This is a genomic window from Janthinobacterium aquaticum (genome assembly GCF_009208565.1).
Lineage (GTDB): Bacteria > Pseudomonadota > Gammaproteobacteria > Burkholderiales > Burkholderiaceae_D > Janthinobacterium.
This window is the reverse complement of the sequence record NZ_WFLK01000015.1, coordinates 79,665-94,829: the sequence shown is the minus strand read 5'-3', so window position 1 is coordinate 94,829 and position 15,165 is coordinate 79,665. Positions and strand designations below refer to the sequence as shown.

At 58.5% G+C, this 15,165-nt stretch carries 18 protein-coding genes; 11 read left to right on the top strand and 7 right to left on the bottom strand.

The features are described from left to right. The first annotated feature begins 28 nt into the window (after nt 1-28). The 9 genes from GCM43_RS21320 to GCM43_RS21280 all read left to right on the top strand — a co-directional run bounded on the left by GCM43_RS21320 (nt 29) and on the right by GCM43_RS21280 (nt 7,150). Nucleotides 29-397 (top strand): ATP synthase subunit I, encoded by a 369-nt coding sequence (locus GCM43_RS21320; protein WP_152247898.1) that lies wholly within the window; start codon nt 29-31, stop codon nt 395-397. Between the two features lie 51 nt (nt 398-448). Beyond that, nucleotides 449-1,258: a F0F1 ATP synthase subunit A gene (atpB, locus tag GCM43_RS21315; protein ID WP_152247897.1), complete on the top strand. Its 810-nt coding sequence runs from the start codon at nt 449-451 to the stop codon at nt 1,256-1,258. Between the two features lie 59 nt (nt 1,259-1,317). Further along, a complete protein-coding gene (atpE, locus tag GCM43_RS21310; protein ID WP_071080009.1) occupies nt 1,318-1,596 on the top strand; it encodes a F0F1 ATP synthase subunit C in 279 nt (92 codons plus the stop codon). 43 nt (nt 1,597-1,639) lie between these two features. Beyond that, nucleotides 1,640-2,110, top strand: coding sequence for a F0F1 ATP synthase subunit B (locus tag GCM43_RS21305; protein WP_152247896.1), 471 nt, complete (start codon nt 1,640-1,642; stop codon nt 2,108-2,110). Nucleotides 2,111-2,112: 2 nt separating this feature from the next. Beyond that, the gene (locus GCM43_RS21300) at nt 2,113-2,658 is read left to right on the top strand and encodes a F0F1 ATP synthase subunit delta (protein WP_152247895.1); all 546 of its coding nucleotides are present in this window, start codon (nt 2,113-2,115) and stop codon (nt 2,656-2,658) included. A gap of 102 nt (nt 2,659-2,760) precedes the next feature. Next, nucleotides 2,761-4,302 carry a F0F1 ATP synthase subunit alpha gene (atpA, locus tag GCM43_RS21295; protein ID WP_152247894.1) on the top strand — a complete coding sequence of 514 codons (1,542 nt, stop codon included), beginning with the start codon at nt 2,761-2,763 and terminating at the stop codon, nt 4,300-4,302. A gap of 63 nt (nt 4,303-4,365) precedes the next feature. After that, the gene (gene atpG, locus GCM43_RS21290; RefSeq protein ID WP_152247893.1) at nt 4,366-5,241 is read left to right on the top strand and encodes a F0F1 ATP synthase subunit gamma; all 876 of its coding nucleotides are present in this window, start codon (nt 4,366-4,368) and stop codon (nt 5,239-5,241) included. A gap of 29 nt (nt 5,242-5,270) precedes the next feature. Beyond that, a complete protein-coding gene (atpD, locus tag GCM43_RS21285) occupies nt 5,271-6,671 on the top strand; it encodes a F0F1 ATP synthase subunit beta (protein ID WP_152247892.1) in 1,401 nt (466 codons plus the stop codon). A 59-nt stretch (nt 6,672-6,730) separates the two neighbouring features. Then, entirely contained in the window at nt 6,731-7,150 is a 420-nt protein-coding gene (locus GCM43_RS21280; RefSeq protein ID WP_065307860.1) for a F0F1 ATP synthase subunit epsilon, read from the top strand. Between the two features lie 233 nt (nt 7,151-7,383). Here the strand turns inward: GCM43_RS21280 and GCM43_RS21275 are convergent, their stop codons facing one another. The 6 genes from GCM43_RS21275 to GCM43_RS21255 are packed head-to-tail and all read right to left on the bottom strand — an operon-like array spanning nt 7,384 to nt 11,456. Continuing rightward, nucleotides 7,384-7,941: a hypothetical protein gene (locus GCM43_RS21275; protein WP_152247891.1), complete on the bottom strand. Its 558-nt coding sequence runs from the start codon at nt 7,939-7,941 to the stop codon at nt 7,384-7,386. Between the two features lie 50 nt (nt 7,942-7,991). Further along, nucleotides 7,992-8,357: an adenosylmethionine decarboxylase gene (gene speD, locus GCM43_RS21270; RefSeq protein WP_152247890.1), complete on the bottom strand. Its 366-nt coding sequence runs from the start codon at nt 8,355-8,357 to the stop codon at nt 7,992-7,994. Nucleotides 8,358-8,359: 2 nt separating this feature from the next. Next, nucleotides 8,360-8,536, bottom strand: a complete 177-nt coding sequence (locus GCM43_RS25875) for a hypothetical protein (protein WP_175539277.1) — start codon at nt 8,534-8,536, stop codon at nt 8,360-8,362. Continuing rightward, on the bottom strand, nt 8,533-9,993 hold the full coding sequence (locus GCM43_RS21265) for a DUF4178 domain-containing protein (protein WP_152247889.1): 1,461 nt from the start codon (nt 9,991-9,993) through the stop codon (nt 8,533-8,535). The genes GCM43_RS25875 and GCM43_RS21265 overlap by 4 nt, the downstream gene beginning before the upstream one ends. A gap of 10 nt (nt 9,994-10,003) precedes the next feature. Continuing rightward, nucleotides 10,004-11,044, bottom strand: a complete 1,041-nt coding sequence (locus GCM43_RS21260; RefSeq protein ID WP_152247888.1) for an SPFH domain-containing protein — start codon at nt 11,042-11,044, stop codon at nt 10,004-10,006. A gap of 25 nt (nt 11,045-11,069) precedes the next feature. Further along, nucleotides 11,070-11,456 (bottom strand): DUF350 domain-containing protein, encoded by a 387-nt coding sequence (locus GCM43_RS21255; RefSeq protein WP_152247887.1) that lies wholly within the window; start codon nt 11,454-11,456, stop codon nt 11,070-11,072. Nucleotides 11,457-11,515: 59 nt separating this feature from the next. On the opposite strand from GCM43_RS21255, the gene GCM43_RS21250 reads away from it, so the two are divergent. After that, a complete protein-coding gene (locus GCM43_RS21250) occupies nt 11,516-13,027 on the top strand; it encodes a polyamine aminopropyltransferase (RefSeq protein WP_152247886.1) in 1,512 nt (503 codons plus the stop codon). Continuing rightward, complete coding sequence (locus GCM43_RS21245; RefSeq protein ID WP_152247885.1) at nt 13,027-14,658, top strand: NAD(P)-binding protein; 1,632 nt, start codon at nt 13,027-13,029, stop codon at nt 14,656-14,658. The genes GCM43_RS21250 and GCM43_RS21245 overlap by 1 nt, the downstream gene beginning before the upstream one ends. Before the next feature lie 47 nt (nt 14,659-14,705). Here GCM43_RS21245 and GCM43_RS21240 read toward each other — a convergent pair whose 3' ends face one another. Then, entirely contained in the window at nt 14,706-14,894 is a 189-nt protein-coding gene (locus GCM43_RS21240) for a hypothetical protein (RefSeq protein ID WP_152247884.1), read from the bottom strand. Nucleotides 14,895-15,165 lie beyond the last annotated feature (271 nt).

Genomic DNA, 15,165 nt, shown 5'->3' with positions numbered 1-15,165 from the left:
TGTGTAGCTTTTTCCTGGGAACTGGTAATTGAGTGATTCTAAGCAAAACATTGCCAAACCAGTCTACAAAGTAGTTGCCTTGCAGCTAGCAATTGCCATCAGTTTTGCCACTGTTACCCTGTTTTTCGGCGGCAGTGTCAAAGGCTGGTCCGCAGCATGCGGCGGCGGCATCGCCGTCATCGGCAGCCTGGTCTACGCCATGCTGGTCGTCAGCGGGTCAAGCGACGCCAAAAAGGCATTTCGCGCGCACGTTCGCGCGGAGATGGTGAAAATATTTATCACAGCGGTGCTGTTTATATTGGCACTGGTGTTGTTTCAGTCGGCCGCCTGGTTATGGCTGATCTTGGGTTTCGCGGTGGCAACCTTAGCATACTGGTTTTCATTGCTCGCTGTTTAATCATTGGTTTTGGGGCCAGTTTTGCCTTGAAACGACAAATCTAAATTCATTATGACCACAGAACACGCTATTGAAGCGGGCCATGCTGCCCCGGCTAACGCCACAGAATACATCAGCCACCATCTGGCCCACCTGAAAAGCGCCGACGGCGCCTTCAACCTCGACACTTTCTGGGTGTCGGCGATTCTGGGCTTTGTTTTCCTGGCCGTTTTCTATATGGCGTCGCGCCGCGCAACCGCTGGTGTTCCTGGCAAGCTGCAAAACTTCGTTGAAATGATCATGGAAATGGTCAATGAGACCATTCATGGCGCTTTTCACGCCAAAAGCAAGATCATCGCGCCACTGGCCATCACGATTTTCGTGTGGGTCTGGTTGTTGAACGCAATGGACTTCCTGCCGGTTGACCTGTTGCCAAAAGTATTGAGCTGGTTCGGTGTACACAAGCTGCGCGTGGTGCCAACGGCCGACGTGAACCACACTTTTGCAATGTCGTTCTCGGTAGTTCTGTGCATTATCGCGTTTTCGGTCAAGGCCAAGGGCCTGGGCGGCTGGATCAAGGAGCTGTTCACGGCACCGTTCCATGCAAGCGGCATCATCGGTACGATCCTGTTGGCACCAGTTAATTTCTTGCTGCAAATGGTTGAGTTGGTTGCAAAACTGATCTCCCTGTCGCTGCGACTGTTCGGCAATATGTATGCCGGCGAGCTGATTTTCATCTTGATCGCGTTGTTGCCTTGGTGGGCACAGTGGGCGTTGGGTGGTCCATGGGCAATTTTCCATATCTTGATTGTAACTTTGCAAGCTTTTGTGTTTATGGCGTTGACGGTTGTGTATCTGAGCCTTGCGGTTGAGAAGCATTAATCAGCAACTTTATATTTTGTTTTTTTAGTACCTTTCGTTTTTAAATTTAGGAGAATTTTATGCAAGCTCTGATCGCACAAGTACAAAGCATGACCGTTCTGGCAGCAGCAATCATCATCGGCCTGGCCGCAATCGGTACCGCTTTGGGCTTCGCTATCTTGGGTGGCAAGTTCCTGGAAGCTTCGGCACGTCAACCAGAACTGATGCCACAACTGCAAACCAAACTGTTCGTTATCGCTGGTCTGCTCGATGCTATCTCGATGATCGGTGTTGGTATCGCTCTGCTGTACACGTTCGCTAACCCGTTCCTGTCGGCTCTGACCGCTGTTGCTCAGTAATTCGCTCCAACCCTAGGAGAAACTTTTAGTCAGGAGCAAAGGTATGGACATCAATATGTCGCTCATCGGCCAGATGATCACCTTCGCGGTGTTGGTCTGGTTCTCGATGAAGTTCGTATTTCCAGCGCTGAACACGGCGCTGGATGAGCGTGCCAAACGAATCGCGGATGGATTGGCTGCGGCCGATCAAGGTCAGGCTTCGATGGCAGTCGCTGAAAAGCGTGCGCAAGAGGCATTGAACGGTGCACGTGAAGAAGCTTCGCAACGCGTTGCGGACGCTGAAAAGCGCGCGCAGCTGGTTGCTGAAGAGATCAAGCAAAATGCACAAGCTGAAGCTGCGCGTATCATTGCGCAAGCCCAGTCGGACGCCGAGCAGCAACTGTCGAAAGCACGCGAACAATTGCGCGCTCAGGTGGCTGACCTGGCGATCAAGGGTGCTGAGCAGATCTTGAAGCGCGAAGTAAATCAAGCGGCTCACGCCGAAATGTTGCAGCGTCTTGCTGTCGAGCTGTAATCATGGCAGAACTCGCAACCGTCGCCCGTCCCTACGCGGAAGCTTTGTTCCGCGTAGCCCAAGCAGGTAAGGAGTCCAGCAGCCTCGCGGCATGGTCCGAACTGGTGTCCGAATTGGCCCAGATCGGTAGCCATCCCGAGGTGCAAGCGTACGCGCGCAATCCGAAAGTTTCGGAAAGCGACGTTACCACCACTATCCTGTCGTTGTTGAAATCGCCGCTCAATGAAGAAGTGAAAAACTTCGTCACGATGTTGATCGAAAATGGCCGCATCAGCCTGCTGCCGGAAATCGGCGCGCAATTCCATGCACTGAAAAACAGTGTGGAAGGTGCGGCTGACGCCGAGATCACGAGCGCTTTCGATCTGAGCGAAGGCCAAACGGCCGAGCTGGTCGCAACGCTGGAAAAGAAATTCAGTCGTAAGCTCAACCCTGCCGTCACAGTGGATCCATCGCTGCTCGGCGGCGTGCGCGTGGTTGTTGGCGACCAGGTGCTCGATACTTCGGTGCGCGCCAAATTGCAGCAACTGCACGCTGCACTGGTGTCGTAAAACGCCTCGTGAAACGTGTCGCAAGACGCGCGCTTCGGCAGGCCAGCTTAGACAGACCCTTACCCCTCGCGCAAGCTGAGAGAAACAATTTTAGGAGTTAGTATGCAACTCAACCCATCTGAAATCAGCGAGTTGATCAAGAGCCGGATCCAAGGTCTTGACGGCGGCGCTGAAGTGCGTAACCAAGGCACGGTTATTTCCGTGGCCGACGGTATCTGCCGCATCCACGGTCTGTCGGACGTAATGCAAGGCGAGATGCTGGAATTCCCGGGCAACACCTTTGGCCTGGCCATGAATCTGGAGCGCGACTCCGTTGGTGCCGTGATTCTGGGTGCTTACGAGCACATCTCCGAAGGCGACACGGTCAAGTGCACCGGCCGCATTCTGGAAGTACCAGTTGGTCCTGCCCTGCTGGGCCGCGTCGTCAACGCACTGGGCCAGCCAATCGACGGCAAAGGCGCCATCGAAACGACGATGACGGCCGCGATTGAAAAAATCGCACCGGGCGTGATCGCCCGTGAGTCCGTTTCGCAACCAATGCAAACCGGCCTGAAGTCGATCGATGCGATGGTTCCAGTTGGCCGCGGCCAGCGCGAACTGATCATTGGTGACCGTCAAACCGGTAAATCGGCTGTGGCGATTGATGCGATCATCAATCAAAAAGGCCAGGGCATGAAATGTATCTACGTCGCGATTGGCCAAAAAGCCTCGTCGATCAAGAACATCGTGCGCTCGCTGGAACAACACGGCGCGATGGAATACACCATCGTTGTTGCTGCTTCCGCTTCGGAATCGGCCGCCATGCAATACATCTCGCCGTACTCGGGTTGCGCCATGGGCGAATACTTCCGTGACCGCGGTGAAGATGCACTGATCGTGTATGACGATCTGTCGAAACAAGCTGTTGCTTACCGTCAAATCTCGCTGCTGCTGCGCCGTCCACCAGGTCGCGAAGCGTACCCAGGTGACGTGTTCTACCTGCACAGCCGCCTGCTCGAACGCGCAGCACGCGTGAATGCTGACTACGTGTCGGCCTTCACCAATGGCGAAGTCACCGGCAAAACTGGTTCGCTGACGGCACTGCCGATCATTGAAACCCAGGCTGGCGACGTTTCGGCATTCGTTCCAACCAACGTGATTTCGATTACCGACGGTCAGATCTTCCTGGAAACCTCGCTGTTCAACGCCGGTATCCGTCCTGCAATTAACGCCGGTATTTCCGTATCGCGCGTCGGTGGCGCCGCCCAGACCAAGGTCATCAAAAACCTGTCCGGCGGTATCCGTACCGACCTGGCGCAATACCGTGAGCTGGCTGCATTTGCACAGTTCGCATCGGACCTGGACGAATCGACCCGCAAGCAGCTCGACCGTGGTGCACGCGTAACGGAATTGCTCAAGCAAGCCCAATACTCGCCACTGTCGATCTCGCTGATGGCCGTATCGCTGTTCTCGGTGAACAAGGGCTTCATGGACGACGTGCCAGTCAAGCAAGTGCTGTCGTTTGAAGCTGGCGTTCATGCTTACATGAAGACCAAGCAAGCTGCTCTGCTGGCCAAGATCGAAGAAACCAAGCAACTCGACAAAGACAGCGAAGCAACTCTGTCGGCGGCCATTGCTGATTTCAAGAAATCCGGCGCATATTAAGCGGCCAGGCGGCGCCCACCTTTGAGTGAGGCGCCGCCCTACGCGCAGAAGGAGTAAGGACTCATGGCATCAAGCAAAGAGATACGAGGCAAGATCAAGAGCGTAGAGAATACGAAGAAGATCACCAAGGCGATGGAAATGGTTGCCGCATCGAAAATGCGCAAAGCGCAGGATCGTATGCGCGCCGCCCGTCCCTACAGTGACAAGATTCGTAATATCGCCGCCAATCTGGCGAACGCCAATCCGGAATACACGCACCCGTTCCTGGCAGCTGCCCAGGGTACGGAAGCAAAAGCTGTGGGTTTCATCGTTGTCACGACCGACAAGGGTCTGTGCGGCGGCATGAACACCAACATCTTGCGCCAGGTGACGTCCAAGTCGCGCGAGCTCGAAGCCGCCGGCAACAAGATTGAAGCGGTCGCCATCGGTAACAAGGGTCTGGGTTTTCTGAATCGCATCGGCGTCAAGATCGTCGCCTCTGCCATTCAAACCGGTGATACGCCCCATCTGGACAAATTGATCGGACCTGTCAAGGTCATGCTCGAAGAGTTCCAGGCGGGCAAGCTCGATGCAGTGTACCTGTGCTACACCAAGTTCATCAACACGATGAAGCAGGAACCAGTGGTCGAACAGCTGCTGCCATTGACGGCCGACAAAATGGTCGCCGACAAGAGCGCACACTCGTGGGATTACATCTACGAGCCGGATGCACAAAGCATCATCGACGAATTGCTGGAGCGCTATGTAGAAGCGCTGGTGTACCAGGCAGTCGCAGAAAATCTGGCGTCCGAGCAATCGGCACGGATGGTTGCGATGAAAGCTGCAAGCGACAACGCGGGTAGTGTGATCGGCGAACTGAAGCTGGTCTACAACAAAACCCGTCAAGCCGCGATTACCAAAGAACTCTCCGAAATCGTTGCCGGTGCGGCTGCGGTTTAAACGAATTTAACTATATTGAAGGAACGAACATGGCTGATGGCAAAATCGTTCAGTGTATCGGCGCTGTGGTGGACGTTGAGTTTCCACGCAACGCGATGCCCAAGGTATTCGATGCCTTGAAAATGGAAGGCTCCGAGCTGACCCTGGAAGTACAACAACAGCTGGGTGACGGCATTGTCCGTACCATTGCTCTGGGTTCGTCCGACGGCCTGCGCCGCGGCATGATGATCCAGAACACCGGCAAACCTATCATGGTGCCAGTCGGTAAAGCAACCCTGGGTCGCATCATGGATGTGCTGGGTAACCCGATCGACGAATGCGGTCCTGTATCGCACGAACAGATCGCTTCGATCCACCGCACCGCTCCTGCGTACGACGAACTGTCGCCATCGCAAGAACTGCTGGAAACCGGCATCAAGGTGATCGACCTGGTTTGCCCGTTTGCAAAAGGCGGTAAAGTTGGTCTGTTCGGCGGCGCTGGCGTAGGCAAGACCGTGAACATGATGGAACTGATTAACAACATCGCCAAGGCACACAGCGGCGTGTCCGTGTTTGCCGGCGTGGGTGAGCGTACTCGTGAGGGTAACGACTTCTACCACGAGATGGCTGACGCCAAAGTGGTTGACCTGGAAAATCCAGAGAACTCCAAAGTGGCGATGGTTTACGGTCAGATGAATGAACCGCCAGGTAACCGTCTGCGCGTTGCGCTGACCGGCCTGACGATCGCTGAATCGTTCCGTGACGAAGGTAAAGACGTTCTGTTCTTCGTCGACAACATCTACCGCTTTACGCTGGCCGGTACCGAAGTGTCGGCACTGCTGGGTCGTATGCCGTCGGCTGTGGGTTACCAACCAACCCTGGCTGAAGAAATGGGCCGTCTGCAAGAGCGTATCACGTCGACCAAAACCGGCTCGATTACCTCGATCCAGGCCGTCTACGTTCCAGCCGATGATTACACCGATCCGTCGCCTGCTACCACCTTTGCTCACTTGGATTCGACCGTTGCACTGTCGCGTGACATCGCTTCGCTGGGTATCTACCCTGCAGTGGACCCACTGGACTCGACCTCGCGCCAGCTGGACCCGCTGATCGTTGGTCAAGAGCACTATGACACCGCGCGCGCCGTGCAAACGACGCTGCAGCGCTACAAGGAATTGCGTGACATTATCGCGATTCTGGGCATGGACGAGCTGGCACCGGAAGACAAACTGCTGGTTGCCCGTGCACGTAAGATGCAGCGTTTCCTGTCGCAGCCTTTCCACGTTGCTGAAGTGTTTACCGGTTCGCCAGGTAAATACGTTTCGCTCAAAGACACGATCAAGGGCTTCAAAATGATCGCTTCGGGCGAACTCGATCACCTGCCGGAACAAGCGTTCTACATGGTCGGCACGATCGACGAAGCAATCGAAAAAGCCAAGAAACTTAACTAATATTAAGTTTGGGCCTAACCCCGCCTCCGGGCGGGGTTCTTCAACCCGATAGGACACACATGGCACACACAATTCACGTTGACGTGGTTTCCGCTGAAGAACTGATTTTTTCAGGTGAAGCAGAATTCGTCGCGTTGCCGGGTGAACAGGGCGAGCTGGGTATCTACCCACGCCATACGCCTTTGATTACCCGCATCCGTCCGGGCGCGGTCCGCATCAAGGTAGTCGGCCAGGCTGAAGAAGAGTTCGTCTTCGTTGCCGGCGGTCTGCTCGAAGTGCAACCGGATACCGTGACCGTCCTGGCCGATACCGCGATCCGCGGTCACGACCTCGACGAAGCGAAAGCGCTGGAAGCGAAGAAGCTGGCAGAAGAAAATATCCACAACAAGGATTCGGGCATCGACTACGCGCAAGCGCAAGCCGAGCTGGCCAGCGCGATTGCGCAACTGGCCGCGATCCAGAAGCTGCGCAAGCATTAATTTGCAGTGCAGTTTAAAAAAGCAGCCTTCGGGCTGCTTTTTTTTTGCTGGTGGCGGTGTCTGGTGGCGGTGTGGTGGTGTCGGGTTACGCCGTTCCGGCTAACCCGACCTACGATGCTGTTTAATGTCGGTGGTATTGATTATGTATCATGCGTAGTCGCGTAGGTCGGATTAGGCGGGGCCGCCGAGGCCGCAGGCCGTAATCCGACAACATCGTTGGCGCGGCTGATAAGCTACCGGCACATCCCATATGCCTTGCGCTCGTCAAAGTAGCGATACGTAAACGTGCGCACCGGATAGCGCTTGCCGGCCACCAGCATGTCGGGCATCGACAGGTCAAAGCGTGGTGGCAGCTGGCGCGGCAGCTGCAGGCGCAAACGCCATTGGGTTTCGGTGCTGTTGCCAACGGCCGAGAACATGATCGGCAGCTGCTCGATCACGTCGACGATTTCCGCCTTCTGGTTCATGCCGCGCTGGTAGATGGTGGTCACTTTGGCGGCGGCAAACGGCTCCTTCTTTGGTTCTTCCAGCAGGAACGACAAGCGCGTAAAGCTGGCCTGGGTGCCGATCGGCAGCGTAAAGATCAGCGCCAGTTCGGTGCCGCCATCTTTCAGTGTGGTGGGCGGCGTGGCATAGATGCTGATACCGCGCGGCAGCTCGAAGCGCGAGCCGTCGATCCACGTTTTGCACTCGGGCGTGGCGTCATACAGGCTGGGCGCCGTATAGTCGCTGCAGGCGGTGGCCAGCAACAGCATAGGCAGCAGGGGCAGGGCAAATAGAGTACGGCGCATGGCGGCTGACGGTAGACGGTGAGGCGACAGTGTAAGCGATCGGGCGCCAGTCAGCCAGCGGGCGCGCGCCGCACGTTTTGCACGGCGCAGCCGGTAGCCTGCAGCGCATCGATAATGATGTCGAGCGCGCGCTGCGGCTGGGCCGCGCCGCACATGAAGATATCGATGGCGGCAAAGCCGTGCTCGGGCCAGGTATGCAGCGAAATATGCGACTCGGCCAGCAGCAGCACGCCGGTCACGCCCATGCCAGGGCCAAAGCTGTGAAAGTGGCCATGCAGTACCTGCGCACCGGCCGCCTGCGCCGCCTCGCGCAGCAGCTGTTCGATCTGGCTGCAGTCGACCAGGCGCGCAGGCGCCACGCCCGACAGGTCGGCCAGCAGATGGGTGCCCAAAGGCAGATGCGGCGTGGCGGTCATGCTTATTTGTGGCTGCCGCCGCTCGAGCCGCCGCCATAGCTGCCGCCGCCACTGCCGGTGCGCGAACTCCAGCTGGAGCCGCCGCTGCTGCCGCTGCCGGCCACCTTGAACATGCGCACCCAGTTGGCGGCCGTAACGGAAAACGTCACCATCAGCGCGTAGATCACATATTTACTCATGGCTTTTCATTTTTATCGAGGAACAGGGCCGGCAGGAACAGCGCCAGGCAGCCGATCAGGCTCCACAGCATGGTGCTGGAAAACGACACGAACAGCGGAATGGCGTTCAGTACCAGCGTGATGATGATAAAGATCTTGGCCACGCCCAGATGACTGAGCTTGACCGGCGTGCCGGCGCCGCTGCCGCCCGAAAACGCAGCGCCGAACCACGCTGCCAGCTGATCGTAGGCAACCGGTATCGAGCGTGACCAGGTCATCTCTTCGCTGGTGATTTCCGCGGCCAGGCGGGTCTGGCCCTGCTCGAATTCATACACGTGGGTGCTGTCGCCGACCGCCACTTTCCAGTTGAAGGCGCCGGCCGCATAAGTGACCTTCGAGCCATAGTCGTACAGCTTGGCGAAGGTGGCGCCATCGAGCGTGCAGCGCTCGGCGGAAGTGGACTCCCAGGTGGGCCAGTTGGGCAGTACGGTCGAGCGCGACCAGCCGTCATCGGTTTCCACCAGCCAGAAAAAGCCGGCCTGCGCGCCATACAGCAGATACTCGTTCCACTCGGTGCCCTCATCGTCTTCGCGGCGCATCATGCCGATTACCGTGAAGACGACATTGTCGATCTTTGCCGTGGCACCGAGTTCCAGGCTGCTGTCTGCTTCATCTTCCGCCTGCTGGCCCTTGGCCAGTACCTGCGCCTGCGGGCCTGTGGCGTCGAGCTGAGCGTGGCAGGCAGGGCAGATCAGCTGTGCGGCCGCACCCGGCACATATTTGATGCCGCTGCCGCACGATGGGCAATCGAGTGCATCGAGCTTGCCGCGATATTTGCCGCTGCTCGCGGCAATCGCATCGGGGTCGCGCAGCAGCTGGCATTGCATGCCGTCGAGCGTCACGGCCACGCCCTGGTACACCAACGGCTGTGGACCGTCGGTATAGTCGAGCGTGAGGAAGCTGGCGTAATTTCGGAAATCGGCAACCTGGATGCGCCAGCCGCTGCCCACCTTGAACGGCAGCTCGCCTTGGCCGGCGATGCACTCGCCGCTGCGCACTTCGGCGGCCGTATAGGGCTCGCCGTTGATGTTGTAGCGCTGGCCCGCCACCAGCTCGGCAAAGGCGGGCAGGGCGCCGGTTGCCTTGCGTTCGCGCGTCATGGTGTACAGGCCGGACGAGTCGCCCAGCCAGGCCGTGCTGGCGTCGTCAAACAGTACGTACCACTCGTTCCAGGTACCGGCCGCATAGCGCTGCTGGATGCGCCCGACCACGGTGAAATGGACGCCATCGAACACGCCGGCCGTGCCGACCTGGATCGGCGTGTAGTCTTCCAGCACGGCCGACATGGTGCCGAGATTCTTGACCGATTCAGCGTCTTTGAGCAGGGTGCTGTGGCAGTACTCGCAGACGGCGAGCACGGAAGCGTGCGAGCGGAAATGGACTTCCGCACCGCAGCTGGGACAGGAAACAGTTTGCATGCGGTGGCGCTTAACCGATCAGTTTTTTCAGCAGTTCAGCTTTGGCGCCATCGTAGTCGGCCGCTGAAATCAGGCCCTTGTCGAGCAGGCCCTTGAGCTTTTCCAGGCGCGCTTCGATCGGTTCCTCGGCTGGTGCCGGTGGCGCCGCCGGGGCCGGCTGCTGCGCAGGATTACCGATGCCTTGCGCCATGCCCTGCGCCATCACCTGGCCGATGGTCAATCCGGCACCCATGCCGGCGCCGATGCCGGCCATGCCGCCTTCGTTCTGCGCTGCCAGCGGGATCGCGTCGGCCGTCTGGAAGCGCGTGTAGCCACTCAACTTGTCTGCCCCCAGGCTGCCTTTCATGCCGGCCGAGATGCGTGCGTCCAGCGCTGCCTGCAGCTCTTCGGGCAGGCTGATGCTGGCCACATTGAATTCGTCGAGGCCCACGCCATAGCGGGCAAACGCCTGCGCCAGGTCGCCCTTGACCTGCTGCGCCATCAGCGTCTGGTTGGCTGCCATGTCGAGGAAGGGCAGGTTGGCGCTGCCGAGCGAACTGGCCATGCTGGCCATCAGGATGCCGCGCAGCTGGTCTTCGACTTCATCGCGCGTATAGACTTCGCGCGTGCCGGAAATTTCGGTGAAAAAGGTGCGCGGGTCGGCAATGCGGTACGAATACATGCCGAAGGCACGTACCCGTATCATGTCGAAATCCTTGTCGCGGATGGTGATCGGCTGCGGCGTGCCCCATTTGCGGCCGGTCTGCACGCGGGTGCTGAAGTAATACACGTCCGACTTGAAAGGCGACTCGAACAGCTTGTCCCAGTTTTTCAGGTTGGTCAGCAGCGGCAGTGTTTGCGTGGTCAGCTTGTGGGTGCCGGGGCCGAACACGTCGGCGATCTTGCCTTCGTTGACGAACACCGCCACCTGCGACTCGCGCACGTTCAGGATGGCGCCGTTCTGGATCTCGAAGTCCTGCATCGGAAAGCGCCAGGCCAGTACGCCGTCGACCTCTTCGTTCCATTGCAATACATCGATAAACTGCTTCTTGATAAAGCTGCCGAGGCTCATGATGGTAGTCCTTGCAAGTATGGGGTCAGGAAATGCAGGCGGCGTTGATGGCGCCGATCGACAGCGAAATGGCTGCCAGCAGGCCGCCAAAGGCGCTGTTGTTCGATTCGATCTGGTCTTTGGACATGCGCAGCAAACGCGTGGCCACCATATAGGCCAGCAGCTGCACCACCATCGCACCGAAAGCCCAGGCAAAAAACTGCTGGTAATCGGCCGTATGCATCAGGGACGAGGCGATGGTGGCGGAAAAGCCCAGCATGGCGCCGCCCAGCGACAGCGCTGCGGCCTGGTTGCCCTGGCGGATCAGCAGTACTTCGTTATACGGCGTGAAGCGCGTATAGATCACAAAAAAGATCACCAGCAGCACCGCAGCCAGAAAAAGGTGGATCAGATAGTTTAGGATGTCGTGCACGGCATTCCTCGATTGAGAACTTGATAACGTTTAAGCATATTAGAACAAAAAAAGCCCACATGAACAAAAAGATTCTGATTCTGTCCGTCTTCGTGGTCGCTTCCTGCGGCCTGGCTTATGAACTGATCGCCGGCGCCATGTCGAGCTACCTGCTCGGCGACTCCATCCTGCAGTTTTCCACGATTATCGGCTGCTACCTGTTTGCCATGGGTGTAGGCGCTCACTTTTCAAAGTATGTCAAAGACGACGATGTGCTGTCGCGCTTTGTCGATATCGAACTGGCTGTCGGCCTGATCGGCGGCCTGTCCGCTGCCATCCTGTTCATGACCTTTTCCTGGATGGCGGCGCCGTTCCGCACCTTATTGTATGTGATGGTGTTTCTGATCGGCGCGCTGGTTGGCATGGAAGTGCCGCTGGTGATGCGCGCCTTGAATTCGCGCCAGACCGAATTTTCCGAACTGGTCAGCCGCGTGCTGACGTTCGACTACCTGGGCGCACTGGCCGTCTCCGTACTGTTCCCGCTGGTGCTGGCGCCGCATCTGGGACTGGTGCGCACCGGCTTTTTGTTCGGCATGCTCAATGTCGGTGTGGGCCTGTGGACCATCTGGGTGTTTCGCGCCGAACTGAAAAACCTGGCCGGGCGCCTGCTGCGCGCCTGCGCCGTCCTGCTGCTGCTGGTGGCCGGCTTCGCAATGTCGGACCGCATGGTGGCGTGGGGCGAGCATGGCCTGTTCGGCGACCAGATCATCTATTCCACTACCACCCCGTATCAACGGCTGGTGATCACGCGCTGGAAGGACGATACGCGTCTGTACATCAACGGCAACCTGCAGTTTTCCTCGCGCGACGAGTACCGCTACCATGAGGCGCTGGTGCATCCGGTGCTCGAAGCGTTGCCGTGGGCGCGTCGCGTGCTGGTACTGGGCGGCGGCGATGGCCTGGCGCTGCGCGAGATTTTGCGCTATCCGAATATCGAACACGTGACCGTAGTCGACCTGGACCCGGCCATGACAGGCGCTTTTACCACCCGCCCCGAGCTGGCTGCCCTGAATCACAAATCGTTCTCGGACAAACGCGTGACCGTCATCAACGCCGACGCCGCCGTCTGGCTGCGTGGCAGCAGCGAGATGTTCGACGCGGCCATTGTCGACTTCCCCGACCCATCGAGCTTCGCGCTGGGCAAGCTGTATTCGGTGCCGTTCTATGACCTGGTGAAAAAACACCTGGCCGCCAAGGGCCTGATGGTGGTGCAATCGACTTCGCCTTTCTTTGCACCGCACGCCTACTGGACCATCGACGCCACGCTGCGCGAAGTGGGCATGCGCACCTGGCCGTATCATGCCTATGTGCCCTCGTTCGGCGAATGGGGCTTTATTCTCGCCTCGCCGCAGGCTGACTACACGCCACCCACCCGTTACCGGCTGACTATGCGCTATCTGAACGCCGACACCACGCGCGAAATGTTCAGTTTCCCGCCCGACATGAAGAAGCTGCCGATGGCGCCGAACCGACTCAACACGCAGTCGCTGGTGCATGAATTCGAGCAGGACTGGAACCGGGTGATACGCTGATGCAGCGCCGCTCTTTTTTGTTATGGTCTGCCGGCGGTGCGGCCGCCGTGGCAGCGGGCGCCGGCAGTATCGCAGCCTACCTGCGCTGGCAGGAAATCACGCCGCGCGTGCTCTATCCCGGCCGCGAGGAGGGCCACGCGCTGCGCAAGCTGCTGCGTGAGCATACTGCCTTGCCGCCGCCATCCGAAACGTTGGTGACCGATGTGGCCATACTCGGCTCGGGCATGGCCGGCTTGACTGCCGCCTGGCAGCTGAAAAAGCTCGGCCACCACGATAGCCTGATGATCGACGGCCCGCAGCCTTATGGCAATGCGGCAGGCGGCCAGTTCGGCGAGCTGGCCTATCCGACCGGCGGCCATTACCTGCCGCTGCCATCGCCCGAGTCCACCCATGTGCGCGATATCCTGTTTGACCTCGGCTATATCCTGCGCGACCCGCAGGCCGAAAAGCCGTACTACGATGAGCGCTACGTGCTGCACGCGCCCGAAGAGCGGCTGCTGTTCAACGGCCAGTGGCAGGACGGCTTTATTCCCACCGAAGGCGTATCGCACGAGGAACTGGCGCAGCATGAACGCTTCTTTGCCGAAGTGCGGCGCTTGCGCCAGGCGCGCGGCAACGACGGCAAGCGTGTGTTCGTGTTCCCGACCGTCGAATCGTCGCAGGACCCGGCCTGGCAGGCGCTCGACCGCATCACGCTGAAAGCCTGGCTTGAGCAGCAGGGCTACACCTCGCCCACGCTGCACTGGTATCTGAACTACTGCTGCCGCGACGACTACGGCACGCGCTATGACCAGGTTTCGGCCTGGGCCGGCCTGCATTACTACTGCAGCCGCTGGGGCCAGGCTGCCAATGCCGGCAACGGCGCCTGGCTGACCTGGCCCGGCGGCATGCAGCCGGTGGCCAGCGCACTGGAGCAAAGCTCCGGCATCCGGCGCCGCGCCGGCACGGTGGTCTCCGTCACCACCACTGCTGAAGGCGTCGAAGCGCTGTGCATGGAGCTGATCGACGGCCAGCCGCGCACGTATCTGGTCAAGGCCCGCAAGGCCATCTGCGCCATGCCCTTGTATGTAGCCGCGCGCGTGGTGAAAGACATCGCCAGCTACGGCTTTGACATCAAACGCCATGTACCCGCGTATGCGCCATGGATGGTGGCCAACTTCCTGCTCAAGCGCTTTCCCGACGAACTGCCGCATGCTCCCCTGTGCTGGGACAACGTGGTGTACCAGGAGCCTGGCCTCGGCTACGTGGTCTCGACCCACCAGGACATCCGCGTGCGCCCGCCCGAAAAAACCGTTTTCAGCGCCTATGTCGCGCTGTCGGACCGCACGCCGGAACAGGCGCGCAAGTGGCTCGATACGGCAACGCCGGAAGAACTGCTGGCGCTGGCCAGCGTCGACCTGCACAGCGCCTACGGCCGCCAGTTCGCCAGCTGCGTCGAGCGCGTCGACATCACCGTGCGCGGCCACGCCATGGCCGCCCCGCTGCCGGGCTTTCGCAGCAATGCCGGCTTCAAAGCGCTGCGCGAACACGACGGCGCCATCCTGTTTGCGCATGCCGACCTGTCGGGTTTTTCCGTATTCGAGGAAGCGGCGTGGTGGGGTTGCAGGGCGGCGCGGTTGGCTGCTGGATGACTTTAGATACGGGTGACCATATCCTCCGTTCGCAGCCTGCTATTTTTTCAGAGCCAGACTGCTTTGAATATGCCGTGCAACCTTGCCAGCCAATCGCCAGCGCCATGAGCCAAGCTCTTCATAGATAAGCCCGCACCGCCAATCACGTACTTATCGAAATTCCAGACGAGTCTCAATGCCATTACCTGTTTATGGCCATTGGTCGTGCTACGCGCTGCATTTTCATGGAAATCCATGCTGACCAATCCGATAGCAGCACGATCTACTTTCCCATCAAGGTCAACAAGTGAATGATTCGCCAGATGCGCATATGCCAGCTGAAGCCTTGACAACTACGCCAGGTGCGAGACTGGCTGAATTATCTTTAACGATACGATTGAAACTGAGATTACAGTCCTGTAATTAAATTATAATTTCTTGTTGGAAATTTTAAAATATGGTGATATATTAAAAAATTTCTAATAAATATATTCTATATTTATTTGATGATATTCAGTTCTGAGTCGA